Origin of the sequence: Pseudoalteromonas sp. SR41-1, assembly GCF_014164015.1 — a bacterium.
GTDB lineage: Bacteria > Pseudomonadota > Gammaproteobacteria > Enterobacterales > Alteromonadaceae > Pseudoalteromonas > Pseudoalteromonas distincta.
Genome location: NZ_JACJEK010000005.1, coordinates 104,971 through 130,118, shown reverse-complemented (window position 1 = coordinate 130,118; position 25,148 = coordinate 104,971). Strand labels below are relative to the sequence as shown.

Here is a 25,148-nt window from a genome sequence, read left to right as displayed (position 1 = left end):
CTATGTATTTAAGCTTTTTTAATTTAAGTGAAATGCCTTTCACGTTAACCCCTAACACAGATTTTTTTTGTGCACTTGAACCGCACCATGAAGCGATGCAAGTGTTAACAACAGCTATTGAAATGGGTGAAGGGTTTATTAAAGTCACTGGTGAAGTTGGGACTGGTAAAACGCTACTTTGTAGAAAGCTATTAAACCAACTTGAGCCAGATTACATTGTGGCTTATTTACCTAACTCTTATTTAAGCCCAGAAGAGCTTAGATGGGCGATTGCCATTGAGCTGGGTATGGATGTAGATAAAGCATTAGATCAGCAAGCACTAGGGCAGCTTATAAATCATCACTTACTCGACTTACAAGAAGATAATGAGCGTGTAGTGCTCTTGATAGATGAGGCGCAATGCTTGAGTTGGGAGACTCTAGAGGCGCTGAGATTATTTACAAACTTAGAAACAGAAAGTGAAAAACTAATTCAAGTTGTGTTATTTGGGCAACCTGAACTTGATGAAAAGCTGGCAAACAACAAAGTAAGGCAATTACGCCAACGTATCAGTTTTTCGTATAAATTACGGGCGATGACTGGCGCTGAGGTTGTTTATTATATTAATCACCGCTTACAAGTTGCAGGGTTTAATAGGCCTCCTTTATTTAATAATAGTATGGGGCTCAAAATTGCTAGAGCTAGCCGTGGAATTCCTAGGTTAGTTAATATTTTATGCCACAAAGCACTATTACAAGCTTACGGTGAAGGGTTAAATATAATAACAAATCGCCATATTCAACTTGCCATAAAAGATACCGAAGACTGCGCAAAGTATCGAACCGGACAATATTGGAGCTACAGTGCTTTAATGTTTAGTGTTTTAGCTATTGCTGCCATATGGGTATGGAGGCAGTTGTTATGAGCGTTATAAATAATATGCTTAAAAATATTGAGCAACGAGAAGCTAAACAAGTAAGTATTCAAGAAGGTATAAGTTTAAAGCCGATATATGATGTAAAAAATATTGCATTTAAAGCCGTAATTTTACTTATTATGCTAAGTGTCATTTTTTTAGCATACCTATATTTACCGACCGCCGACAAAAAAGAGACTCAACGTGAGTCTGTGTTACCACAGCAAAAAATGGTCGCGGTTCTAAGCTCTAATTTATCTGATTATCAAGATGAAAAAAGCAATGTAGAACCTTTAGTTGAGCAAGATGTTGTGAAAACGGTTGTGCAAGTTGAGCAAATAAAACCAGAAGTGAATGATTTAGCTGAATCCAAGTTGAGTGAAGCAACATTACTGGTTTCTCAACCAACGGCTGAGCCAGTTGTAATTGCCGAGGTTAAACAAGGCCCTGCACTAGCTAAAGATAATGTACTGGTAACTAGCGAAGCTATTGTCAGCAAACCAAAAATTACTCCAATGATTAAAACTAAGTCTCAAAATACTATGACTAAAAGCGTGGCAGAAGCTAAGTCGCCACAGGCTTTATTGATTGAGCAATTAGCCGCAGCTAAACAAGCAATACAGTTTGGCTTATACAATGAAGCCATTAGTGATTTAAATATTATTTTAGCGCAATTGCCTTTGCACGTTGAAGCTCGAAATTTACTCGCTGCAACTTACTTTAAACAACAAGATATAAATTCTGCGCAACAGGTTTTGCAAGCAGGTATTCGCCAAAACCCTAACGTACTTGAATGGCGTGTAATGCTAAGCAAAATACTTATTATGCAACAACAGTATGAAGGAGTATTGCTGCTTTTAAGTGATGAATTTGAGGCTCAAGCGAATCTTGATTTTTGGGTGCTACAAGGTACTGCTGCGCAAAGTGCGAGTAAGCACCATAAAGCACTTGAAAGCTTTAAACATCTTACACAACTACAGCCTAGTCAAGCTAAGTGGTGGCTGGCACTTGCAACCTCAAAAGATGCATTAGGAGAGTACCTCGATGCTAAACAGCTTTACAAAGTGGCTCTAGATTTAGGTGGATTAAATACAGCTATGACGCAGCATGCATTACAGCGTTTAGTTGCGCTAAAGGAGGCCGTATGAGACCTAGTTTAAAAATGCGCTTAGGGGACTTACTTGTTCATGAGCACATGATCACCGAAGCGCAACTAAGCGAAGCGCTAAACGTTCAAGCTGCGACGGGTCGTAAATTAGGTTCGACGCTTATTACACTTGAGTTTATTAGTGAACCACAACTATTACGTTTTTTAGCGCAGCAATTACAAGTACCTTTTTTAGATATATCACAGCGAAAAATATCAGCTGATGTATCTAAGCTTTTATCTGAGGTTTATGCACGTCGCTACAGAGCATTAGTAATTGAAGACAATGGTGACTCTGTTTTAGTCGGGATGAGCGATCCTGCTGATCTAAGGGGGCTTGATCAACTTGCAACTATGCTTGCTCCTAAACGAATAGATTTAGCTGTTGTACAAGAAAGTCAAATAATGGCTGCGTTTGACAACGTGTATCGCCGTACAGATGAAATTACCAACTTTGCAGCACAACTTCATGAAGAATATCAAGACGTAGAAGAGTTTGATTTAAATTCTTTAGGTGATGAGACATCAGATGCAACCGTTGTTAAGTTACTGCAATCAATATTTGAGGATGCAGTGCAAGTTCGTGCATCCGATATTCACATTGAGCCAGATGAAGGTTTGCTTCGCATTCGTCAACGTGTAGATGGCATATTACAAGAGCACACTCTTAACCAAGTAAAAATAGCATCGGCATTAGTGTTACGTTTAAAGCTTATGTCGGGATTAGATATATCTGAAAAACGCCTCCCTCAAGATGGCCGGTTTAATATAAAAGTACGCAGCCATAGTATTGATGTGCGTTTATCTACCATGCCGGTTCAGCATGGTGAGTCAGTTGTAATGCGCCTGCTTGACCAATCCGCAGGATTACTATCGTTAGATGAAACAGGCATGCCAGTACACATATTAAAACGTGTACGCAGCATTATAAAACGTCCTCATGGCATGGTTTTAGTTACTGGGCCAACAGGCTCGGGTAAAACAACCACACTATACGGTGCACTAAGTGAGCTGAATCAACAAGAAAGTAAAATTATCACAGTAGAGGATCCTGTTGAGTATCGTATTGGCCGTATTAACCAGGTACAAATAAATAATAAAATAGGGCTGAGCTTTGCAAGTATTTTACGGACCGCTCTAAGGCAAGATCCTGACATTATAATGGTTGGCGAAATGCGTGACCAAGAAACCGTAGATATTGGATTAAGGGCCGCTTTAACAGGCCACCTCGTACTATCAACGTTACATACCAATGATGCAATTACCAGTGCTATGCGTTTAATCGACATGGGGGCACCGGCTTACTTAGTGGCAAGTTCACTGCGCGCGATTATTGCTCAGCGATTAGTAAGACGAGTATGTAATGACTGCAGAGTACCGTACTTGCCAGATCGCCAAGAATTAAGTTGGTTAAAATATTTAGGCGAAGAGATTACAGATGCTCAATTTTCTAAAGGGCAAGGTTGCACCGCATGTAATCACAGTGGCTATAAAGGGCGTGTAGGTATTTTTGAGTTACTCGAAATGGATGATGCAATGATGGATGCATTACGAGTTAACGACACGCAAGGTTTTGCAAAAGCCGCTAAAAATAGCGCGAATTTTTCGCCGCTCTCAACAATGGCATTAAACTATGCTAAGCAAGGTGTTACCTCTTTAGATGAAGTATTTAAAGTGGCTGAATATATCCCAGAAATAGTAGGGGATATTGATGCAACTATATAGCTACAAAGCTAAAGACAGCAAAGGTATGTTGGTTAAAGGGCAATTAGAAGCGAGTAACCAAGCTGGCGTAGCTGATAGTTTAATGAAGCGTCAATTTATACCAATATCAATCTCTTTAGTTGAAACAAAAAATAACATCAAAATTTTTGATAATTTATTTGTCGAAAAAATAACGCTAGACGACATGATTATGTTTTCTAGGCAAATGTATTCGCTATTAAAAGCAGGTATACCAATTATACGAGCAATGGTTGGGTTGGCAGAAACAACACAAAATAAAAAATTTAAAAATGTACTAATAGAAGTTACCAAGCAGCTCGAACAAGGCCGCGACTTATCCAGTGCAATGGCGATACATAACGAGGTATTTAGCCGTTTAACAGTATCCATGGTAATGGTTGGTGAAGGCTCTGGACGATTAGAAGATGCGTTTTATCAACTCGCTATTTATTTTGAGAAAGAACAAGAAACCCGAAAGCGTATAAAAGCAGCTATGCGCTACCCTACTTTTGTTATTTTGGCTCTAGTAGCGGCTATGATTATTTTGAATATTTTTGTTATTCCTACCTTTGCCAGTATGTTCGAAAAATTTGATGCTGAATTGCCATTAATGACTCAAATATTAATTGGCACTAGCAGCTTTTTTGTTAACTACTGGTGGTTATTGTTGGTGATGGGTATTGGTTCTGTTTTTGCTTGGAGGCGTTATTTAAATACAGAGCCTGGACGCTTTAAGTGGGATCAATATAAATTAAAAATTCCATTTATTGGGGATATTTTAAAACGGACATTGCTTGCGCGCTACAGTCAAAGTTTAGCTATGGTATTGCGCTCCGGTGTGCCTATGACCACTGGTTTATCACTAACAGCGCATGCCGTAGATAACAGCTATATGGAAAAAGCGATTATTACTATGCGCCAAGATATAGAAAAGGGCGATAGTTTACTCAGAGCCTCAAAAAGTTCTCAGCTGTTTTCTCAGCTTGTATTACAGATGGTGGCGGTAGGTGAAGAGACAGGTCGGGTTGATGAGCTCTTACAAGAGGCTGCTGATTATTATGAGCGTGAAGTTGATTACGACTTACGGAGCTTAACTGCAAAAATAGAACCTATTTTAACTGTGTTTGTTGCCATTATGGTGCTGATTTTAGCGTTGGGTATTTTTATGCCGATGTGGAACATGATGTCCGCGATTAAAGGTAATTAACCAAGTGATTGCATCAAAGGCTTACTCAAAAGGTTTCTCATTATTTGAGTTAGTTATTGTTGTGATTTTACTGGCAGTAATTTTGAGCTTTGCTATACCTCAATATATAGGTATTAAAAATCAAGCGCATAATGCAAGCGTTGACGCTATAGCAGGTAGTTTCTCATCGGCCGTTGGCATGGTTAGGGGTCAATGGGAATTAGAAGGAAGACCAAGCAGTAGGTCAAACAAAACATTTGTTAATTATGGAGGTGTAATAGTTGGTGTTGATGGAATGTTAGGTACACCAACAAGTGATGAAACAGAAAAAAAAGATACTCGTGCAGAAGCTATAAATGCTAATAAATGTCGCCAAGTTTTAAATGTAATTTTACAAGACGCACCCAGTAGTACGTTAAGTAATGAAATATCAAGAATAAAAAGTGTAAGTTTTTTAGTTAGGTACAATGCAGAAAGTACGCAATGCGACTACTATTTAACTCATACCATTGATATTAAAAGTATACCTACTAATACGAGTGAAATATCAGGTTTAACAGGTTTTTCATACTTTGCTAAAACAGGCAAAGTAAAAATATTTAAAAATTAAGTAATTAAAAAGAGGCTTACTTATGAAAACGCAATCGTTAAAAAGTTTACCAATAAATAAACAAGCAGGTTTTACACTTGTTGAATTGATCATCGTAATTGTTATTTTAGGCATTTTAGCAGTTACCGCCGCACCTCGTTTTTTAAACTTGCAAGGTGATGCAAATGCTTCAACACTTGAGGGTGTACAAGGGTCGATTCGCAGTGGTATGAATATTGTGAATGGTAAGGCACTTATTGCTAATATACAAAATAAAGCAGAAACAGATACTCCAACACCTATTGTTGAAGGCGTAGCAATCCGATTTGGCTACCCTGTGGGGACTATTGATGCATTTGAAGCATTTTTAGATATAGATTTTGCAGATGTAACCGATGATCCTACTATCGCTGATAGTACTGACTTCAATTTGTCAGGAGGGGATGATGCTACAACTCCAGTCATTATTTATCCAAATAGCTACCTAGTCACAGACTCTTGTAAAGTTACTTATACTCCAGCTTTAAACAAAGATACTCCAGCAACAGTTGCTATCGATGTTAGCGATTGTTAATTACATAAATGATAAGCAGTAGTAAGCAACGATTGCGTGGCTTCACACTCATTGAGTTAATTATTACTCTAGTGATATTGGGAATACTGTCGGTAACGGCAGTTCCCAAATTTCTGGGCAGCTCAACAGAAGACGCCTATTCGTATAGAGATCGTACTTTAAATGCACTGAGAACAGTGCAGCTACGTGCAATGCAAAATACAGCCATTTCAAGTTGTCATACCCTTTATATTACCTCCACACTTATTGCTCCCCCCGCACCTGATACATGTAACGGTGGCGTTGATACCAACAACACCGATCATTTAGTGGTGCAAATAGACACACAAAGAAGTGATATAACATTTAGTGCTTTAGATAGTAACGCGAATATATTCACCCAAATTAGTTTTGATGCTTTAGGCAAATCAAATCAAACCTGCACTACGCAGTGTCGAATAGACGTTGGATTAGCTGGCGTATGCATAAGTGGTGAAGGGCTTATATATGCGTGCCCTTAAAGTAAAAGGTTTTACCTTAATTGAGCTTATTATTGGCATAGTTATGTTTGCGATTGCATTGAGCATTATTACAGCTTTAATTGCCCCACAAGCCAAAAAAAGTGCAGAGCCTATTGTGGCTTTAAGAGCCTCTGAATTTGGCCAATCACTAATGAACGAAATTCAAAGTAAATCATTTGATGAACACAGCGACAGAAGCTCTCCTTTTAAGCGGTGTGGCGAAATATCTATAGGTGCTGAGGCTTGTACCGCACCTGCTGACTTCGGAGTAGATAACTCAGAAACCAGAACCAGTTATAACGATGTAGATGACTATATTGCACTGTCTAACCAGCCTATTACTAATAGCTTAGGTGAGGTGTTAAGGGAGTACAGCGACTTTAATTTAGTTGTTACTGTTGAGTACGATAGCGACTTTAACGAATCGACCACCAACGATGGCACAACCTTTAAGCGTATTACTATTGAAGTAACATCACCCTTAGGCGAAGTTTACGGATTTAGTGCATATAAAGGGAATTACTAATGCAAAGAGCTAAATACCAAAATGCATTTACCCTTATAGAACTATTACTTGTCATGGTTATTATTGGTATTTTAGCCGTAAGTGCATTTTCATTTATTGGTGCTGGAGTCAGTATTTACTCACAAGGGGTTGAGCGCCAAGAAGCAGTAGCTCAGGCCCGCTTTTTAATAACGCGACTTAGTAAAGAGCTTCGCCACGCTACGCCAAATTCGTTAAGGCTTTCTTGCGATAACAGCACTAGCGGAGCGTGCAGTGCTCAGCAGTGCTTAGAATTTACGCCGTTTTTATCGGCGACTCACTATACAAATTACCTACCTACCGTAGCGCCTTTTAATGTTAGCGCTGTTGATTTTGAACTTAATAATTTAACGCAGCCGCAAGCTGGAGATTGGGCAACTATTTACCCATTAAGCAGTGCTGATATATATGATGAAAATAATAGTAAGCGTTTAAAACTATCAGCATTTAATAGCTCCACCACTAGTGCAATTGATGAGTGGCAATTTAGTAAAGCATTTGCCCAAGAGTCGCCGAGTAAACGCCTTTATTTACTCTCTCAACCTGTAAGTTTTTGCGTTGAAGGGCAGTATTTATATAGATATACCAATTACGGTTTTATTGTTAATCAATTAGATGCCGTGAGCTTACAAATAAGCAGTGGTGTTAAACGTGATTTATTAGGTATTTACATTGCCAATAATTTAGCGAGCGATTTATTTTTTACTCTTGATGCGCTCTCCCTACAAAGAAACGCTGTGCTTAATGTGAATGCGCAAATGCAATTTAACGATACTGAAGTAATGAATTTTAACCATGAGGTGCATATTCCTAATGTACCTTAAAAAAAATCATCACGGAAAAGCCTTACCCAGTAAACAAAAAGGGAACTTAATAATTGTTTCTTTGGTAATTATTGTTGCTTTATTAGCACTAGGGTTAGCATTAGTTAAAGTGCTTTCTGGTGCATCACAACAAAATACGATTGAGTATTATGGGGCTCGCGCTTTTATGGCAGCACAAAGTGGATTAGAAAGTGGTTTAACGCAACTCTTTCCAATAAATAGCTCAGTGCAAAGCTGTGCATCAGTTACAACTAATTTAACCTTTCAAACTGCATATTTAGCTAATTGTAACGTGCTGGTGAGTTGCGATGAATATATAGACCTACCCGACAGCAGCACAACAAACGGGCTTGTTAATATTTATTACTTACAAAGTAGTGCAACGTGCGCCGCAATTGATTGCCCTGCAGGAAATGATTGCAGAAAGGATTATTGGGAAACACAAAGAACACTCAGTGTGGAGGCTAAAACTTTACCATGATAAAAAGTGCATTAGTCATTATATTTTTTAGCTGCGTGTTACTTTGTAATCACGCAAATGCAGTGCCTCCAAAAATCGAGGGCCGTTATATAGAGCTGCAAGATACATACACATCGCCTGTTTGGACAAAAGTAAATTTTCAACAGCAATATATAACGCCTCCTGCTGTATTTATGCTCTCAACAAACCAAGGTGGAAACCCTGCAATAATAAGAATACGTAATATAACCACAACTAGCTTTGAGGCCTTACCGCTTGAACCTTCAGGAGAAGATGGTGGACATATTAGTATGGGGGCGCACTATTTAGCTGTTGAGTATGGTGTGCATCAATTTCCAGACGGCACAATTATGGAAGTGGGCAGTACAGACTTATTACTCGAATTACAGTATGGCTCTAAGTCTGGCTTTGCTCCACTGACACCTAAAGGCTATAAGTCTTTAACATTTGCTGAACCGTTTACTCAAAGGCCAAACTTTTTCCATTCGTTACAAACACTCAATAGCATAGACAGCAATCCACCTTCTGAGGCATTAATTCCGTTTTTAACAGTTGCAGTAGAAAGTAATTCGCTATCTGCCAGCGGCGTTAATATTGCTTTAGAGGCATCTGAAACAGCACTTGGGCTCATAAAAAACGAAACTGTTGCTTACATGGCAGTGGAGCCAGGAAGTAACCGCACATTTACTGACGATAATGGCGTTGAGGTATCGTGGGAAACTTTTTTCACAGGCTTTGAAATTGACGGTTGGAGCGATGGCTGTAATTACTTTAGTTTTACTAATAACTTTAGTGTGGCTCCTTTGGTGGTTGCAAGTAAAAACTCACGCCAAGAAGATGATGGCGGGTGGCTACGCAGCTGTAACCTAAGAACTGACAGGCTAGGGCTTGTTGTTGACGAAGACCGTGATGGCGATAACGAGCGCCGTCACGTAAACGAGGAAGCATCAATACTCGCCATGACCAGTACCTTTGTATTTAATGGTGATATTTTAGATTGTGATACGTTATTCCCAGGCGCTATTTCTACTTATAACAACGGTGAAGTACAGCTGGTGCAGGGGGTAGAAATAACCGATGGTAATGCGCAGTTTGTCACCACCACAAATTTAATTTCTACAGCGCTGACGAGCCCTCCTTTGTGTAATGGTCAGGCGTGTGTTGCTGGTGGTTATAACTCTTTAGAACCGAATCAAGCGGCGCAGGTGCCAACGGTTACAAATGATGGTAGCTCAACAGGGCCCGTACCTACTTCTTTAGCTGGCGACTATTATTACGATGAGTTGCAGTTAAGTATGCTGGAAACAGAGTACAGAGTAACAGCGCCTACACGTATTTTTTTAAAAGACACAACCTCACTTCTATCAACTTCATTTTTGAATATAGGTAAAACAAATATAGTAGTAGAAACTGGCGCGTACTTGGCTATTTATGTCGATGGTGCGGTTGCTATTGCAGCCGATGCAAATATTGCGGGCTATATTGTTGCCACTGGTGAGGTAAGAATCGCTCAAAATGTGACGTATCAGGGATCAATTACATCGGCTACTCAAATTATTACCGAAGGGAGCTCAACGTTTGACGCTCTACCAGTACCCGAAAGTATCCCTGGTTTTTGTGGTATTTATACACCAGAAACACTGGATCATTATCGTTTAACAATAAGCGATAACAATGCTCTAACGTGTGAAGCTAAAGAAATGACACTAACAGCCTGCGCTAATGATGCCTGCGACTTATTATTTGCGGAACCCTCTAGTTTAAACCTTTCTCCAGATAATAGTGGTCAGCAAAGTTGGGTTACAGGGGAGAATATTAATTTTACAGGCTCAACAACTGTTGAGTTTGCTAAACGTACAACTGGTAGCGTTACATTTGGATATAACACTGCTGATCCTTCTGCACCTCTTCGTTGTTATATCGGTGGTAATAATGTTGGTTTGAGTGGCTGTAAAGTTACGTTTTCTGATGCTGGATTTATTTTTAATAATGATACAGATGGAAATACTACAATTCCTACTCAGTTATCAGCAAAGCCTTCAAATACTGGATTTAATGCAAAAGCGCTATCTATTCAAGCGGTAAAAACAAATACCACTACGGGCGTATGCGAAGCTGCATTTCCCGCTGGTGGTGATGTAAGCTTAGATTTATCGTATACATGCAGTGCTGGTGCAAGTTGTTCTGATACGGTTTCACTTAGTAACAACAATAATACCTTTGCGGTCGAGCAAGCAGCTAAATCGTTCACGCTAAACTTTGATAGTGAGTCTAAAGCACCGATTGTTATAAATTATCCCGATGCAGGAAAGTTGAGTTTAAATGTAAACACCAATTTAATTTTAGACCCAGTCACTAATTTATCAGTAAATTTAACGGGTAGTTCAAATGAGTATGTTGTAAAGCCATTCGGATTAGCGATGGAAATTGCAAGTGATGGTTATGCAGCAGACGCTGATGGAAGTTTATTTAGATTAACTGGCGAAGCATTTGATTTAAAGATGAATGCGGTGCAATGGCAAACAGGGCAAGACACTAACAACGATGGTTACCCAGATAACTACAGCAATATAATAAATAATACCATTGCCAAGCACTTTATTACAGAGCAACCACTTGTAGAGGCATTACTTAAAGCGCCTACGCCAGGCGTTCAAGGTACGCTTGAAGCGATGAGCACTGTTGCCTTTAGTGACACAGGCAGTTTGAGTGAATCTATATCGCAGTATAATTACGACCAAGTTGGCATCATTGATTTAACAGCAGGTCTGCAAGATGCCGATTACTTTGGCGCGGGAGATGTAAAAGGTGAATTATATAATATTGGTCGTTTTGCACCTTCGCAGTTTCAGGTAGTGGGGGTTCAAGCTGCCGCACAATGCACGCAATACGGCAGTAATTTAACTTACCTTGATCAACCTTTTGAACTTGGCTTTACAGTACAAGCGCTAAATCAAAATGGTGAGCTAATGGCTAATTATAAAGAGGGCTTTGATAAGTCCAGTGTAGAGGTTAATGCCGAAAATAATGAAGTAGCTAACTATGTACCCGCAACTAATTTTGCTAGCCGATTAGTAAACCTAGGAAATAATAACTGGGGAGATATAAGTGACGGCCAGTGGCAAATGAGCCAACTTAACACGACACTCGAAAGATTAGGTGTAGGGCAAGCAGATGGACCGTTTGCTATGGTGAGTTTAATGGTAACGCTTTCTAACATAGAAGGAGCAACGCTCATTGATGCAAATGATAAACCTAATACACAAGCAGCATGCTCGGGTGGCTGTAATAGCGTAAGACTAAATACATTACCAATAGAGTTTAAATTTGGACGCTTAGTCCTTGGTAATAACGCAGGCTCCGATCTCGACCCTTTACTTATTCCTATGCAGGCTCAGTATTACAACGGCAATGGATTTGTAAATAACGCAGAAGATAACTGTAGTGTATTTGATCATACCCAAATCACTCAAATATCACCTAACAGCCCGCAGTTAGCCTATGAATATGGAACGGGTGTATCTGGCCAGTTAGAGGCGGGAGTGTATCCGGCAAACAATGGTATTTATGCACAGCCAAATGGTTTGGGTGAATTTACCTTAGAATATAATACTTATGATTGGTTAAAGTGGGATTGGCAGGGGGATGAAACACAGCTTGATCCTCGTACTATTTTACAATTTGGACGCTTTCGAGGAAATGATCGGGTTATTTACTGGCGTGAAACACGCGAATAGTTGTAAACTAAGATAATAATTGAACAAAGCTTGTGTTTTGTGCTGCAAGTACATAGCATAAGGCTTTAATTATAAAAAATAATAACGACCAAATAATTGCCGCTTTTTGGGACTGGAATATATGCGAATTACTCCTTTATCTCTGTTAATTTCAGCTAGTTTGTTAGCTAGTAGTGCATTTGCACAAGACACAGCTACAGTAACTGGAATTGAGTCAGAGATTAGTGTTAAACAGACAGAATACGATAACTCGACAAGAATACTTGAAAAACATCTTAAAGAAGAAAGTCAGTTACAAAATCAACTAGAGCTACTTCGTTCTCGTTCTACAGAGCTAGATAAAGAAAAAAACCAAGCGCTCGATGCGATGAACGAAATGTACCGTCGTTTAATTGACGATCCCACTATTAATATTAGTGCGGCTCAATCACGCTATCAAAAAGCGGTGATTGATCATAAGCAAAACAAAGATGATATTTCTATGCAGTTGGCGGCAATTGCATCCCACCGTAAAGATATAGAGCAAATTCGTGTTGCTAAGCATACGCTTTTAAATACTTTAGAAAGTTTAAAAGAGCAGTTAACTACAGCCAGAGTAGAGCGTTTACGTAACGAGTTTACACGTGAAGGCACGCTTGAAGTTAACCATACGATTAACTGTAAGCGAACAGAAACGCTAGCAGCGTGTGAGCAACGCGGTCAGCAAATGGGGCTACAAAAAGCAACTAAACGCTTTGTAGATCAAATATTTGCAAATTTAACAGAAGAGCGCATTGTTGAGCCAAAACGTAATTTGGCGGGCGCTCAAGTACAAATATTAAGTAGCCATGTAGTTAACAGTGCATTTAGCGGCCAAGGTAACTACAACGTTAACTTAAGCGTAACCATGCGCGGCGAAGTAAACAGTAGCCGTTTATGTAGCTTATTAAGCATTGATAACCGTTATTGTTCTGAGTACGGCACGCCACTTACTGCTGCTTATCAACCCGCGTATAACAATACATTTACTGATAGTCAGTTAACATTCAGTAATAGCGCGGATAATAGCAACACTGTGTCGGTTTCTCGTTTAGAAAAGCAGCCAGTACGTGATTATTCAGTTAAACCTGCAACGGTGAAAAAAGATTACCCTTCTATCCTTAATAAGAAGAAGGATCAATCAATAGAGCTGACATTACGATCAAACGTATACGACGATGAAGTGTTTATCGATGGTGTAAGCTTCGGCTCAACACGCTTGATCACACGTTTACCGCCGGGTATTCACAACATTGAAATACGTAAACTAGGCTATAAGCCTTATCAAGTTCGTGTTGATTTAAATAAAGCACAAACAATTAATGCAAATTTGGTAAAAAAGCCTAAGTCGATTGCTGCACCGACCTATACTCGAGAGCAACCAGAAGTAACAACACGCCAGGTTAGTGAAAACGTTAATGTATTAAATGCAAACGTTGAAACGCCGGTTGTCGTTATTCCTGCAGGCAAATTTAAAATGGGCGATATCAATGGCAATGGTTTAGCTAATGAACGTCCAGTAATTGAAAAAGTAATAGCAAATTCTTTCGCTATGCAAAGTAAAGAAGTAACCGTAGGTGCCTACGAAAAATTTGTAGCAAATACAGGTTATAAAACTCAAGCGGAAAAAAATAAAGGGTGTGCGTATTATTTAAATGGCGAACCAGTATGGGAAGCAAATTTAAATTGGCGTAATCCTGGTTTTGAGCAAGGCAGTGACTTTCCTGCTGTATGTTTAACTTATAACGATGCAAAAGCTTACGCTGAGTGGTTATCGGGTCAAACAGGGCAGCAATTTCGTTTACCTAACGAAGTTGAGTGGGAATACGCAGCACGTGCAGGAACCGAAACAGAATACCCTTGGGGTAACGAAATTGGTAAAAACCTAGCTAACTGTGGTTGGTGTGGTAGTGAATGGTCAAATAGACGTGCATCACCAGTAGGTTCTTTTTCTCCAAATGCATTTGGATTATACGATACCGTAGGCAATGTATGGGAATGGACCGATAAAGAATCAGGTGAGTCTGATGTAGCAGTAAGAGGCGGAGCGTGGAATTTTGCACCAAGCCTTGCTCGTGCATCTACGCGTTTAATTTTAGCGCCTGATTTTAGATCTAACTACATTGGTTTTCGCTTAGTTCGCGAACGATAAACTCAATTAAGGAAGCTTTGCTTCCTTTTTTCACAAATTCACAAAGGCGCTGCGCTTTATATTGCTCATATAGTTGAGCATGTTAAAGTGAGGCAGCTAATATAAGAACGTATTTCAAAGGTCATCCAGCCTCATGTTTAAAAAACTCCGTGGTATTTTTTCTAACGATCTATCGATCGACTTGGGTACAGCCAATACCCTAATTTATGTAAAAGAAGAAGGTATTGTATTAAACGAACCTTCTGTTGTTGCTATTCGCCAAGAACGCGCTGGTGGACCTAAAAGTGTTGCATCTGTAGGTACAGAAGCAAAACAAATGCTAGGCCGTACACCGGGAAATATTAAAGCAATCCGTCCAATGAAAGACGGTGTAATCGCTGATTTTTATGTAACTGAAAAAATGTTACAACACTTCATTAAGCAAGTGCATAACAATAACTTTATGCGCCCAAGTCCGCGTGTACTAATTTGTGTACCGTGTGGTGCTACTCAAGTAGAAAAACGTGCAATACGTGAATCTGCAATGGGTGCCGGTGCTCGTGAAGTTTACTTAATTGAAGAACCAATGGCAGCAGCTATTGGCGCAGGTTTACCAGTATCAGAAGCAACAGGTTCTATGGTTGTTGATATTGGTGGTGGTACAACTGAAGTGGCTATTATTTCACTTAACGGTGTTGTTTACTCATCATCTGTTCGTATTGGTGGTGATAAGTTTGACGAAGCTATTATTAATTATGTACGCCGTAACTTTGGTAGCTTAATTGGTGAAGCGACAGCTGAAAATATTAAGCATCAAATTGGCTCTGCGTTCAAAACTGATGAGCCAATCGAAATTGAAGTGCGCGGTCGTAACCTTGCCGAAGGTGTTCCGCGTTCATTCACGCTTAACTCACACGAAATCCTAGAAGCTCTACAAGAGCCGTTAATGGGTATTGTGAGTGCAGTAATGGTTGCACTTGAGCAATCACCACCTGAGCTGGCATCAGATATCTCTGCGCACGGCATGGTACTTACTGGCGGTGGTGCATTGTTAAAAGATTTAGACCGTTTATTAATGGAAGAAACGGGTATTCCGGTTGTTGTAGCTGATGATCCACTTACGTGTGTTGCGCGTGGTGGTGGTAAAGCATTAGAAATGATCGATGTTCATGGTGGTGACGTTTTTAGTTACGACTAATGAAATTAATGTTTGGACGCACAGTCTCTTTGCAACTGCGACTTTTTGTCGCAGTGCTTTTGAGTATCGTACTCATAGTTGGAGACAGATATACGCAAGGTGGTACCGTTGTTCGTACCAGCCTTAATACTCTAGTTAGCCCACTAATCTATGTTGCTAATTTACCCTACGAATTATTTAGCTTAAGTGCTAAAAGCCTGCATACGCGGGATCAACTTCTTACTGAAAACGAAGCGCTGAAAAAAAAGCAAATGCTACAAAGCGAGCAACTTCAGCAGTATCAATTTCTAGCCAGAGAAAATCAAAAACTGCGCGCCTTATTAGGCTCATCTGCAAAGCAATCAAATCGTAAAATTATTGCTCAGGTACTTTCTGTACATTCAAACCCGTATAGTCATCAGGTTGTTATTAACCGTGGTACAACTGACGGGCTTAGTGAAGGCCAAGCTGTAATTGATGAAATGGGTGTAGTAGGGCAGCTTACAAAGGTTGGTTCAACAACTTCACGCGTGCTACTAATGACCGACACCACACATGCCACACCTGTGCGTATACTTCGTAACGATGTACGAACGGTTGTTGAAGGCATAGGTAAAATTAACGTCGTTAAGCTCTCTCACGTTCCACACAGTTTAGATGTGCGAATTGGCGATGTACTTGTTACATCGGGTTTAGGGGGCACATTCCCTGAAGGATACCCGGTGGCAGTAGTAACTGAAATAAATCGTGATGAAGGGCGACCGTTTGCACAAGTTTTTGCAGAACCTATTGCGCAACTAGATCGCATTCGCTTGCTGGTTATTTTATGGCGTAATCAACAGGAGCAAATCAGCGATGATTAACCGTTATTCATTGTTAATTGCGCTAAGCATCTTTTTTGCGTTAATAATGGCACTAATGCCACTTCCATTTTCGTTTGAGCCATTTAGACCTGACTGGGTTTTACTTGTACTTATGTATTGGTCGCTAGCAGTACCGCATCGTTTAAATATTGGTACTGCTTGGGTCGTTGGTTTATTAATAGATTTAGCGTCTGGCTCACCGCTGGGCGTGAACTCGCTTACATTCTCGGTATGTATTTTTGTAACCGCGAGCAACTTTCAAAAAATTCGTAACTTTTCGCTTTGGCAACAAAGCCTACTAATTGGTTTATTTTTAACGCTGTATCACTTAATGCAGTTTTGGCTAAATCACTTTTTGTTAGGGGTTTATTTTAATCCACAGTACTTATGGCCAGTAGCAACCGGAATGGTTAGCTGGTTTTGGGTCTTTTTACTACTTCGTAAATATCGCAGACATTTTAGGATCAGGTAATGACTACCGCAGTATATTTGGCATCAGCCTCTCCCCGTCGTAAAGAGTTATTAAGCCAATTAGGTGTCGAATTTACACAATTTAGTGTTGATGCAGATGAAAGCCCACTTCCAAACGAGCAACCTAGAGCACTTGTTGAGCGTTTAGCGCGCTTGAAAGCCCAAAGCGGTGTAGAGCTTGGATATACCGATCGCCCTGTACTTGGTAGTGATACCGTGGTTGTTATAGACAACGAGTCATTGGGTAAACCTCGCGATAAAAACGATTTTACACACACGTTAAAACGCCTATCGGGTAACACGCATCAAGTTCTTACCGCAGTTGCATTTGCAACGCAAAATGATGTGCTTAGCTGTGTTGTAAGCACAGATGTTACTTTTAAAACCTTAACAGATGAAGAAATTAATGCTTATTGGGAGTCAGGTGAGCCACAAGATAAAGCCGGTGGCTACGGTATCCAAGGTTTAGGCGGCCGCTTTGTAACTCACATTGCGGGTAGCTATTTTTCTGTTGTAGGCTTACCTTTATATGAAACCGAACAATTATTAAAAACATTCTTAAGAAGGTAACATGAGTACAGAATTACTGATCAATGTCACACCGAGCGAAAGCCGTGTTGCCCTAATAGAAAACGGTGTACTGCAAGAAATACAGCTAGAGCGAATCGGTAATCTAGGTATTGTAGGCAATATTTACTTAGGAAAAATAAGCCGTGTACTTCCGGGTATGCAGGCTGCTTTTGTCGATATCGGCCTTGAAAAAGCAGCATTTTTGCATGCATCCGATATTGTAAATAGTGCCTCTATTGTTGAAGGCGTAGACGACGTACCAATAAAAAAAGTACAAGATATTAGAGAGTTAGTTCGTCAAGGCCAATACATTATGGTGCAAGTGGTAAAAGATCCGCTAGGCACTAAAGGCGCAAGGCTCACCACTGATATAACTATCCCTTCTCGCTATTTAGTGTTTATGCCTGATGCGACCCATGTAGGGGTTAGTCAGCGTATAGAAACTGAAGAAGAGCGCTCACGTCTTAAAAAAATAGTCGCAGAATATGGCGATGAAAATGGCAGCTTTATTGTACGTACAGCAGCCGAAGGCGCTAGCGAAGCTGAATTACGACACGATGCCGGCTTTTTAAGAAAATTATGGGAAAAAATAACATCACGTCGTAGAAAAACGAGTAAAGCCAGTATCCTACACGAAGATTTAACGCTTGCCTTTAGAACCCTGCGTGACTACGTAGGCGAAGATATGGAGCGCATTCGCGTTGACTCTAAACTCAGCTATGAAGAACTAAAGTTATTTACTGAAGAGTTTGTTCCACAGCTTTCTCAAGTGCTTGAATACTACCCAGGCGAGCGGCCTATATTTGACTTGTTTGACGTTGAAAACGAAATTCAAAAAGCACTACATCGTAAAGTTACGCTAAAATCGGGTGGTTATATAATTATTGACCAAACAGAAGCAATGACGACTGTTGATGTTAATACTGGCGCATTTGTAGGACATCGTAATTTAGAAGAAACCATTTTTAATACCAACGTAGAAGCAACCTCTGCAATTGCTCGCCAGCTTAGGCTGCGTAACTTAGGCGGTATTATCATTATCGACTTTATCGATATGGTAAGTGAGGATCATAAAAGGCGGGTGCTTCATTCACTTGAATCAGCCCTTGCAAAAGATCGCACTAAAACGAATATTAATGGGCTTTCAGCGCTTGGCCTTGTTGAAATGACGCGTAAACGTACACGCGAAAGCTTAGAGCATATTTTATGTGATGTATGCCCAGCATGTTCCGGTCGTGGTTCACAAAAAACAGTTGAAACGGTTTGCTACGAAATACTACGTGAAATAGTGCGTGTTAACCGAGCATACGCAGCAGACAAGTTTATGGTGTATGCAGCGCCTGCTGTAAGTGAGGCCCTACTAAACGATGAGTATCATAACCTTGCTGAGCTTGAACTATTTATTGGTAAGCAAGTCAATATTCAAACAGAGAGCTTATACAGCCAAGAACAGTTTGATGTGGTAATGATGTAATGAAAGCAAAAGCGGTCTGTTTTTTTTGTTTTAGAAAGTTATGGCAGACCTGCGCCATAATTTTGGTATTACTGGCCGTTATTGTTTCAATTTTAAAATATACCCTCCCGTATGCAAACGAATACAAAGGTGACATAGAAAGCTATTTACACGAAAAGTTTGAAATAAGCTTATCTATCGGTGAAATATCAGCTAGTTGGCAGGGCAGTGGTCCTGCATTAGTGCTAGAAAATTTATCGTTTAAAGATAACGAAACCGCGCCAATATCACTCACCATTGCTAAAACCAGCTTAGAGCTAAATCTATGGGAAAGCTTAAAAGCACTACAACTTAGATCTAATTATTTTGTTATTAATGGTTTTCATACCAGTGTAAATATCACCAACTTATTTAAAACCGGTGATAACGACGAAGTTTCTTTTGAGCAAAAAGAGCTAATTGAAGAACTGTTTTTGGGTAAAACGGGTCATTTTGCAATAGAAAATTCCAGTATTAACTTTATTTTAGAAGATGGTAAAGAACGTAAATTACTTCTTCAAAACATTGTTTGGCAAAATGAAGATGAGCAGCACCTTGGTAGTGGAAGCCTAGCACTGCCGGGTATTTCGGTCGGAGACTTTGACGCGCGCATAGCACTTACCGGGGATACTCTAGAGCAGGTTGCGGGCGACATCTATGTGCAGGCTAATAAGGTCGATGTATCTAACTGGTTAGCGCAATATATAAATACGCAAAAGCAGCAACTGCATAGCGATATTAATTTACAAGCATGGCTAAAACTAGATAAAGGTTTTGTAAGCGATGTGAAAATGCAGTGGTTACCAAGCTTTGTACGCTGGCAGCGAGAAGAGCAAAGCCACCAAGTTAGTTTGAGTGAAGGTGGATTCCATCTATATCCAGAACAAAATAGCTGGCACTTAAAAAGTACCGGTTTAACATTTAATAGTAACGATAAAGCATGGCCAAGTTTAGAGTTTGAAGCCCAACTAGGGCTGCAAAATAAAGTGTGGCTGCATCAAGTTGATCTTGAATTACTGAGTAACCTAGCCGGGCTAAGTAATTTTAATGCACTTGAACCATTTTTAGAACGCCAACCTAGTGGGCAAATAGATCAAGCTTATTTAAGTTTTTCTAATGCACAGCAATGGCAATTATGGTTTGAGGCTAACAATATTGGCTGGCAAGAATTAAGATCGGTACCAGCAGCGCAAGGGCTTAGAGTAAATGGTTTACTTACCCAAAGTACTGGTCGAATAAATTTATTTGGCGAAAGTGGCACATTAGTCACAGGCGAAAGCTTTAGTAACGACATAAATTATAATCAGCTAAATGTAGAGCTAGATTTAGCTAAGCGAGATGATGGCTGGCATATAAGTAGTGACAATATCTGGTTTGATAATGATGAAGTTACTCTTGCTGCAGAATTACAAATTAGCCTAACAAATGATCCTCGATTAGATCTTTACGCAGAAGCGTTCGCCCCAGATGCCAATATTGCAGATCATTACTTCCCATTAAAAGCGATGAGCCCTGAACTTGTTAGCTATTTAAATGATGCAATTAAAGGCGGAGAAGTATCTAAAGCACAGGTCTTATTTGCAGGGCCTTTGTCTGGTTTCCCATTTACTGATGGTAGTGGTCAGTTTGATGTATTAGCACAAATAGACAATGCAACCTATGAGTTTGACCCTGATTGGCCTGCGGTCACTAATGCTAATGTGCAGCTACATTTTGCTAATGAGCGGATGGACATATATAGCCAGCAAGGCAAGTTGGTTAATTTAGATATTGGTAATAGTGTACAGGTGAGCATTGCAGATTTAATGAATGCTGATGAACTTATTGTGCAAATTGATAAAAAAGCAGAGATGGAAAAGTTACATGACTTTTTTGCAGCGACACCTATTGCCAAACCTCTTGCTGAAATTTTTAAAGTTGTACAGGGCAAAGGCGAAGCCGATGCCAGTATTGAGCTTTTAGTAGGCTCTAAGTTTAAAGGCGGAGCCAGTGTTAGCGGCAAAGTTAATTTAAATGACTTGCCAGTATTTATAGCAACGCCAGGCATTGAGCTTAAAAACTTAACTGGCGAGCTTAATTTTAAAAACGACAATATTACACTTAAAAATGCGACTGCGAAGTGGTTGGGCATGCCGCTAAATATTAATTACAGCAGCAAAAGTGATGCTAAAAATTACCAAGCAAACATAGATATAAACGCCAAAATTGACGCCGATACACTAATTGATAGTGGACAAGGTATATTAAAAAATTATTTAAGCGGGCAAAGCGATGTTGATATTGGTTTAGTACTTAATTTTACCGAACAAGGCTTTAATTATCGTGCACAGGTAAACTCAGAACTACTTGGCTTAACGAGTAACTTACCCGCACCTTATAATAAAAATAGCGAACAAATGTGGGCGCTTGATGCAATAGTTCAAGGTGATGATATTTCTAATCTCATTACAGCAAACGCTAATCAACAGTTTTACTTTAATGCTATTTTAGAAAATGGAAAATCACAGTTTAGTAATGCCCATTTTGTGCTCGGAAAACAAGATTTAGGATTAAACCAAAAAGACTTAAGCGTAAATATAAATCTTGAGCAGAGTGAATTAGTGCCTTGGTTTGATCTGATTGATCAAATAATTAAAGCAGGTAAAGCAAATCCAGATAAAGAATCAAAAGGGATTATGCCACCGCTTAATGAGGTGGTCGCAAATATAGGTATGCTTGATGCGAGTAACATCATCTTTAATGATTTTGAAATGCGTTTAGCACCATCAAAAGACGATTTATACCTAAAGCTAAATGCTAAAGAACTTAGAGCTGGGGTTTTTATTCCTACATCACAGCCTAGCCAGCCTATACGAATTAATGCCGATTACTTAAGGCTTAATTTTGCACAGCCTAGCGAGCAATTAATTGAAATAACAGATGTACTTCCTGAGGAAGACTTGAGCTGGCTTACTAAAATACCTGCCATTGAGTTTGAATGTAGTGACTGCAAAATTGATCGCTACCAGCTTGATAAAGTGAGTGCGTCATTATTAGGAGATGGCGAGCGCTTATCGATATCAGAACTTGTAATCGATAAAGGAGATCATGTACTGCGCACTAAAGGGCAGTGGCAAAATGGTTTAACAACGCTAAGTGGTGAGCTTAAAAGTGATGATATAGGCGCATTGTTTGGCGAGTTTGATATTACCTCTGCAATTAAGGATTCTAAAGCTGATCTAAATTATGATCTTACTTGGCAAGCAGCACCTTATGATTTTGATGTGAAAACTTTAAGTGGTGAGGTTACTTGGGATTTAGGGGAAGGTCACTTAACTGAAATAAGTGATGGTGGTGCACGCGTATTTTCGCTGTTGAGCCTTGATTCACTCGTACGCAAACTGAAACTTGATTTTAGAGATGTATTTTCAAAGGGCTTTTTTTATAACAGCATGCAAGGCTCTATGCAGTTAGAAAACGGTATCGCTTACACTAAAGATACTAAAATGGACGGCGTACCCGCCGATTTAACCATTAAAGGTTATGCAAATTTAAACACGCTAGATATAGATTACGACCTTGCTGTAGCGCCACAAGTAACCTCAAGCATTCCGGTTATAGTTGCGTGGATGGTTAATCCAGTAACAGGGCTTGCTGCTTTAGCACTTGATAAAGTTATTCATTCTGCGCGCGTCATCTCAGAGATCAATTTTAAAGTAACGGGTAAAATGAACGACCCTATTGTTCAAGAACTCGACAGAAAAAGTCGTGAAGTTACACTACCTCAAGCTGCGCAAAATCAGCCACAAGCATCAGTCGATTTAAAACTTAAAGATGCACAAGTAACAGTAACGCAATGAACAAAACAGCAAGCATAAGCACACCCACAATAGTTGCCCTACAAATGTGTTCAGGGCTAAGCCCTGATGAGAACATAACAAGCTTAAAGCGCGCACTTAAAACTCTGCCAGGAACAAGGCCATTACTTGTTTGCTTGCCTGAGGCTTTTTTAGTGTTTAGTAAAACTGGTAACGATACGTTACGTGTTGCTAAGCAAGTTGAGCAATACAAATTACAACTTAGTGAATTGTGCCAACACCATAATATTTGGTTAAATGCAGGCACAATGCCTGAGCCATTTAACGAACATAAGTATTACGCAGCATCGCACTTATATAATAATCAAGGCGAGCTGGTTGCAACGTATAACAAAATACATTTATTTGATGTAACCGTAGATGATAAAACAGGTAGCTATCGAGAGTCAGATTTTACCCAAGCAGGTCGCGATGTAGTGGTTGTTGATTCTCCCTTTGGTAAAATTGGCTTAACAGTATGTTATGATCTGCGCTTTAGTGGCTTATTTAACGAACTAGTACGCCAAGGCGCCAATATTATTTTAGTACCCAGTGCATTTACAGTCCCTACAGGGCAAGCGCATTGGCAACCGCTATTAGCAGCTCGCGCAATAGAAACACAATGTTATGTAGTTGCAGCAGCTCAGTACGGTACACATGAAAATGGCCGACAAACATATGGCCACAGTATTATTATTTCGCCTTGGGGCAATACCCTGAGTGAATTGCCAACAGGCACCGGTTTTATAAGCTGCAACGCAGATTTAGACCAGTTACAAAAAATTAGACGAGATATGCCCGTGCAGTCTCATCAACGATTTAGAGAGCATTTATTATGAATTCGGTTGAACAGCATTTACTACAAGACAGCCAGCTAAATAGAGAAGAGCTCGAAAAAACGCTCGCTTACATACATCAGCATAAAGTGGATTACGCCGATTTATATTTTCAATCAAGCCACCACGAATCATGGGTGCTTGAAGACGGCTTAGTTAAAGAAGGCTCTTATAACGTTGAACGTGGCGTTGGTGTACGTGCTGTAAGCGGCGAAAAAACAGGTTTTTCTTACTCTGATGCAATAAATCTTGAAGCACTTAATAAGGCGGCTACAGCGGCTCGTAGCATTGCAGATGCTGGCGAAGATAGAGCGATTAAAGTATTTAGTGATGTTAAAGCTAAAGAGCAGTTTGCAGCGCATCAGCCAATTTCGAGTATGAGCGATACCGACAAGGTGAGTTTATTACGCGAACTTGAAAACTATATTCGTGAACTAGCACCCGATGCAGAGCAAGTAATTAGCTCAATGTCAGCGGTATACGAAGAAGTATTAATCGCAGCTAGTGACGGTACGTTTGCCACCGATATTCGCCCGCTTATTCGTTTAAACTGCTCAGTGCTGCTTGAAAAAAATGGTCGCCGTGAACGCGGTGGCGCAGGTGGTGGTGCACGTTTAGATTATGGTTACTTTAAAGAGCTTGTTGATGGTAAACCACGTTGGATGGAATTTGCAGAAGAAGCGGTACGCCAAGCTAAAGTAAACCTTGAAGCTATTGATGCACCTGCCGGCACGATGGAAGTTGTACTTGGTAATGGTTGGCCTGGCGTGCTTTTACACGAAGCAGTAGGGCATGGACTTGAAGGCGATTTTAACCGCAAAGGCGCGTCTGCGTTTAGTGGTAAAGTGGGCCAAAAAGTAGCATCTGAGCTGTGTACTGTTGTTGATGATGGCACTATGGCTGATCGCCGTGGGTCACTTAATGTTGATGATGAAGGCACACCAGCCGCTTACAACGTACTTATCGAAAACGGTATTTTAAAAGGCTATATGCAAGATAAGCTAAACGCGCGTTTAATGGGTGTAAATCCTACCGGTAACGCACGTCGTGAGTCTTATGCGCATTTACCAATGCCTCGCATGACTAACACCTACATGTTAGGTGGTGAGCACAGCCAAGCCGATATTATCAGCTCAGTTAAAAAAGGGGTATTCGCGCCTAACTTTGGCGGCGGACAAGTTGATATAACCTCAGGTAAGTTTGTATTTAGCGCATCAGAAGCGTATTTAATCGAAAATGGTAAAATTACCCAACCAATTAAAGGCGCAACGCTTATTGGTAATGGACCAGAAGTAATGCAGCAAATATCTATGGTTGGTAACGACTTAGCACTTGATAAAGGTGTTGGTGTTTGTGGTAAAGATGGTCAAAGCGTACCGGTAGGCGTAGGCCAACCAAGCCTTAAGATTGATCAGTTAACGGTCGGTGGTACAGCTTAAATATTACTCAAGCGCGAAGTGAATTTGCACCTACGTGCTTGATGTTTATTGTAGGTGAGGTTTTATACCTCGCTTTTTAAATACAGACTTAGAAATAGAGCGCGAAATAAAT

General features: G+C 40.0%; 20 protein-coding genes. All 20 read left to right on the top strand.

Going from position 1 to position 25,148, the window contains the following annotated elements; genetic code table 11:
- Positions 1 to 2: 2 nt before the first annotated feature.
- Positions 3 to 905, top strand: a complete 903-nt coding sequence (locus H5118_RS05790; protein WP_182748136.1) for an ExeA family protein — start codon at positions 3 to 5, stop codon at positions 903 to 905.
- Complete coding sequence (locus H5118_RS05785) at positions 902 to 2,044, top strand: tetratricopeptide repeat protein (protein WP_024594537.1); 1,143 nt, start codon at positions 902 to 904, stop codon at positions 2,042 to 2,044. Before H5118_RS05790 ends, H5118_RS05785 begins: the two co-directional genes overlap by 4 nt.
- A complete protein-coding gene (locus H5118_RS05780) occupies positions 2,041 to 3,768 on the top strand; it encodes a GspE/PulE family protein (RefSeq protein WP_024594536.1) in 1,728 nt (575 codons plus the stop codon). Before H5118_RS05785 ends, H5118_RS05780 begins: the two co-directional genes overlap by 4 nt.
- Positions 3,755 to 4,975 carry a type II secretion system F family protein gene (locus tag H5118_RS05775; protein WP_182733628.1) on the top strand — a complete coding sequence of 407 codons (1,221 nt, stop codon included), beginning with the start codon at positions 3,755 to 3,757 and terminating at the stop codon, positions 4,973 to 4,975. Before H5118_RS05780 ends, H5118_RS05775 begins: the two co-directional genes overlap by 14 nt.
- Positions 4,976 to 4,979: 4 nt before the next feature.
- The gene (locus H5118_RS05770; protein WP_182736318.1) at positions 4,980 to 5,564 is read left to right on the top strand and encodes a prepilin-type N-terminal cleavage/methylation domain-containing protein; all 585 of its coding nucleotides are present in this window, start codon (positions 4,980 to 4,982) and stop codon (positions 5,562 to 5,564) included.
- A 22-nt stretch (positions 5,565 to 5,586) separates the two neighbouring features.
- Entirely contained in the window at positions 5,587 to 6,117 is a 531-nt protein-coding gene (locus H5118_RS20810) for a prepilin-type N-terminal cleavage/methylation domain-containing protein (RefSeq protein WP_165739287.1), read from the top strand.
- An 8-nt stretch (positions 6,118 to 6,125) separates the two neighbouring features.
- Complete coding sequence (locus H5118_RS05760) at positions 6,126 to 6,617, top strand: type II secretion system protein (RefSeq protein WP_182694811.1); 492 nt, start codon at positions 6,126 to 6,128, stop codon at positions 6,615 to 6,617.
- On the top strand, positions 6,604 to 7,143 hold the full coding sequence (locus tag H5118_RS05755) for a prepilin-type N-terminal cleavage/methylation domain-containing protein (RefSeq protein WP_121953562.1): 540 nt from the start codon (positions 6,604 to 6,606) through the stop codon (positions 7,141 to 7,143). The genes H5118_RS05760 and H5118_RS05755 overlap by 14 nt, the downstream gene beginning before the upstream one ends.
- Positions 7,143 to 7,985, top strand: coding sequence for a type II secretion system protein J (locus H5118_RS05750; RefSeq protein WP_182748135.1), 843 nt, complete (start codon positions 7,143 to 7,145; stop codon positions 7,983 to 7,985). The genes H5118_RS05755 and H5118_RS05750 overlap by 1 nt, the downstream gene beginning before the upstream one ends.
- A complete protein-coding gene (locus tag H5118_RS05745; protein ID WP_024594530.1) occupies positions 7,975 to 8,466 on the top strand; it encodes a hypothetical protein in 492 nt (163 codons plus the stop codon). The genes H5118_RS05750 and H5118_RS05745 overlap by 11 nt, the downstream gene beginning before the upstream one ends.
- Positions 8,463 to 12,203, top strand: a complete 3,741-nt coding sequence (locus H5118_RS05740) for an H-type lectin domain-containing protein (protein ID WP_182748133.1) — start codon at positions 8,463 to 8,465, stop codon at positions 12,201 to 12,203. The genes H5118_RS05745 and H5118_RS05740 overlap by 4 nt, the downstream gene beginning before the upstream one ends.
- A gap of 121 nt (positions 12,204 to 12,324) precedes the next feature.
- The gene (locus tag H5118_RS05735; protein WP_182748131.1) at positions 12,325 to 14,373 is read left to right on the top strand and encodes a formylglycine-generating enzyme family protein; all 2,049 of its coding nucleotides are present in this window, start codon (positions 12,325 to 12,327) and stop codon (positions 14,371 to 14,373) included.
- 133 nt (positions 14,374 to 14,506) lie between these two features.
- The gene (locus H5118_RS05730) at positions 14,507 to 15,550 is read left to right on the top strand and encodes a rod shape-determining protein (protein ID WP_002958401.1); all 1,044 of its coding nucleotides are present in this window, start codon (positions 14,507 to 14,509) and stop codon (positions 15,548 to 15,550) included.
- Positions 15,550 to 16,392 (top strand): rod shape-determining protein MreC, encoded by an 843-nt coding sequence (gene mreC, locus H5118_RS05725; RefSeq protein ID WP_173400216.1) that lies wholly within the window; start codon positions 15,550 to 15,552, stop codon positions 16,390 to 16,392. The genes H5118_RS05730 and mreC overlap by 1 nt, the downstream gene beginning before the upstream one ends.
- On the top strand, positions 16,385 to 16,864 hold the full coding sequence (gene mreD / locus H5118_RS05720) for a rod shape-determining protein MreD (RefSeq protein ID WP_002958403.1): 480 nt from the start codon (positions 16,385 to 16,387) through the stop codon (positions 16,862 to 16,864). Before mreC ends, mreD begins: the two co-directional genes overlap by 8 nt.
- A complete protein-coding gene (locus tag H5118_RS05715) occupies positions 16,864 to 17,433 on the top strand; it encodes a nucleoside triphosphate pyrophosphatase (RefSeq protein ID WP_002958404.1) in 570 nt (189 codons plus the stop codon). The genes mreD and H5118_RS05715 overlap by 1 nt, the downstream gene beginning before the upstream one ends.
- Before the next feature lies 1 nt (position 17,434).
- Positions 17,435 to 18,907, top strand: coding sequence for a ribonuclease G (gene rng / locus H5118_RS05710; protein ID WP_002958405.1), 1,473 nt, complete (start codon positions 17,435 to 17,437; stop codon positions 18,905 to 18,907).
- Positions 18,907 to 22,764 carry a YhdP family protein gene (locus tag H5118_RS05705; RefSeq protein WP_182748129.1) on the top strand — a complete coding sequence of 1,286 codons (3,858 nt, stop codon included), beginning with the start codon at positions 18,907 to 18,909 and terminating at the stop codon, positions 22,762 to 22,764. The genes rng and H5118_RS05705 overlap by 1 nt, the downstream gene beginning before the upstream one ends.
- On the top strand, positions 22,761 to 23,600 hold the full coding sequence (locus tag H5118_RS05700; RefSeq protein ID WP_182748127.1) for a carbon-nitrogen hydrolase family protein: 840 nt from the start codon (positions 22,761 to 22,763) through the stop codon (positions 23,598 to 23,600). The genes H5118_RS05705 and H5118_RS05700 overlap by 4 nt, the downstream gene beginning before the upstream one ends.
- The gene (gene tldD / locus H5118_RS05695) at positions 23,597 to 25,036 is read left to right on the top strand and encodes a metalloprotease TldD (protein ID WP_024597409.1); all 1,440 of its coding nucleotides are present in this window, start codon (positions 23,597 to 23,599) and stop codon (positions 25,034 to 25,036) included. Before H5118_RS05700 ends, tldD begins: the two co-directional genes overlap by 4 nt.
- Positions 25,037 to 25,148: the final 112 nt, after the last annotated feature.

Coding starts and splice junctions, on each gene's coding strand:
- H5118_RS05775 (WP_182733628.1), top strand. CDS start 3,755: ATGCAACTATATAGCTACAAAGCTAAAGACAGCAAAGGTATGTTGGTT.
- rng (WP_002958405.1), top strand. CDS start 17,435: ATGAGTACAGAATTACTGATCAATGTCACACCGAGCGAAAGCCGTGTT.
- H5118_RS05735 (WP_182748131.1), top strand. CDS start 12,325: ATGCGAATTACTCCTTTATCTCTGTTAATTTCAGCTAGTTTGTTAGCT.
- mreD (WP_002958403.1), top strand. CDS start 16,385: ATGATTAACCGTTATTCATTGTTAATTGCGCTAAGCATCTTTTTTGCG.
- H5118_RS20810 (WP_165739287.1), top strand. CDS start 5,587: ATGAAAACGCAATCGTTAAAAAGTTTACCAATAAATAAACAAGCAGGT.
- H5118_RS05785 (WP_024594537.1), top strand. CDS start 902: ATGAGCGTTATAAATAATATGCTTAAAAATATTGAGCAACGAGAAGCT.
- H5118_RS05755 (WP_121953562.1), top strand. CDS start 6,604: ATGCGTGCCCTTAAAGTAAAAGGTTTTACCTTAATTGAGCTTATTATT.
- tldD (WP_024597409.1), top strand. CDS start 23,597: ATGAATTCGGTTGAACAGCATTTACTACAAGACAGCCAGCTAAATAGA.
- H5118_RS05740 (WP_182748133.1), top strand. CDS start 8,463: ATGATAAAAAGTGCATTAGTCATTATATTTTTTAGCTGCGTGTTACTT.
- H5118_RS05745 (WP_024594530.1), top strand. CDS start 7,975: ATGTACCTTAAAAAAAATCATCACGGAAAAGCCTTACCCAGTAAACAA.
- H5118_RS05750 (WP_182748135.1), top strand. CDS start 7,143: ATGCAAAGAGCTAAATACCAAAATGCATTTACCCTTATAGAACTATTA.
- H5118_RS05780 (WP_024594536.1), top strand. CDS start 2,041: ATGAGACCTAGTTTAAAAATGCGCTTAGGGGACTTACTTGTTCATGAG.
- H5118_RS05760 (WP_182694811.1), top strand. CDS start 6,126: ATGATAAGCAGTAGTAAGCAACGATTGCGTGGCTTCACACTCATTGAG.
- H5118_RS05715 (WP_002958404.1), top strand. CDS start 16,864: ATGACTACCGCAGTATATTTGGCATCAGCCTCTCCCCGTCGTAAAGAG.
- H5118_RS05730 (WP_002958401.1), top strand. CDS start 14,507: ATGTTTAAAAAACTCCGTGGTATTTTTTCTAACGATCTATCGATCGAC.
- mreC (WP_173400216.1), top strand. CDS start 15,550: ATGAAATTAATGTTTGGACGCACAGTCTCTTTGCAACTGCGACTTTTT.
- H5118_RS05705 (WP_182748129.1), top strand. CDS start 18,907: ATGAAAGCAAAAGCGGTCTGTTTTTTTTGTTTTAGAAAGTTATGGCAG.
- H5118_RS05700 (WP_182748127.1), top strand. CDS start 22,761: ATGAACAAAACAGCAAGCATAAGCACACCCACAATAGTTGCCCTACAA.
- H5118_RS05790 (WP_182748136.1), top strand. CDS start 3: ATGTATTTAAGCTTTTTTAATTTAAGTGAAATGCCTTTCACGTTAACC.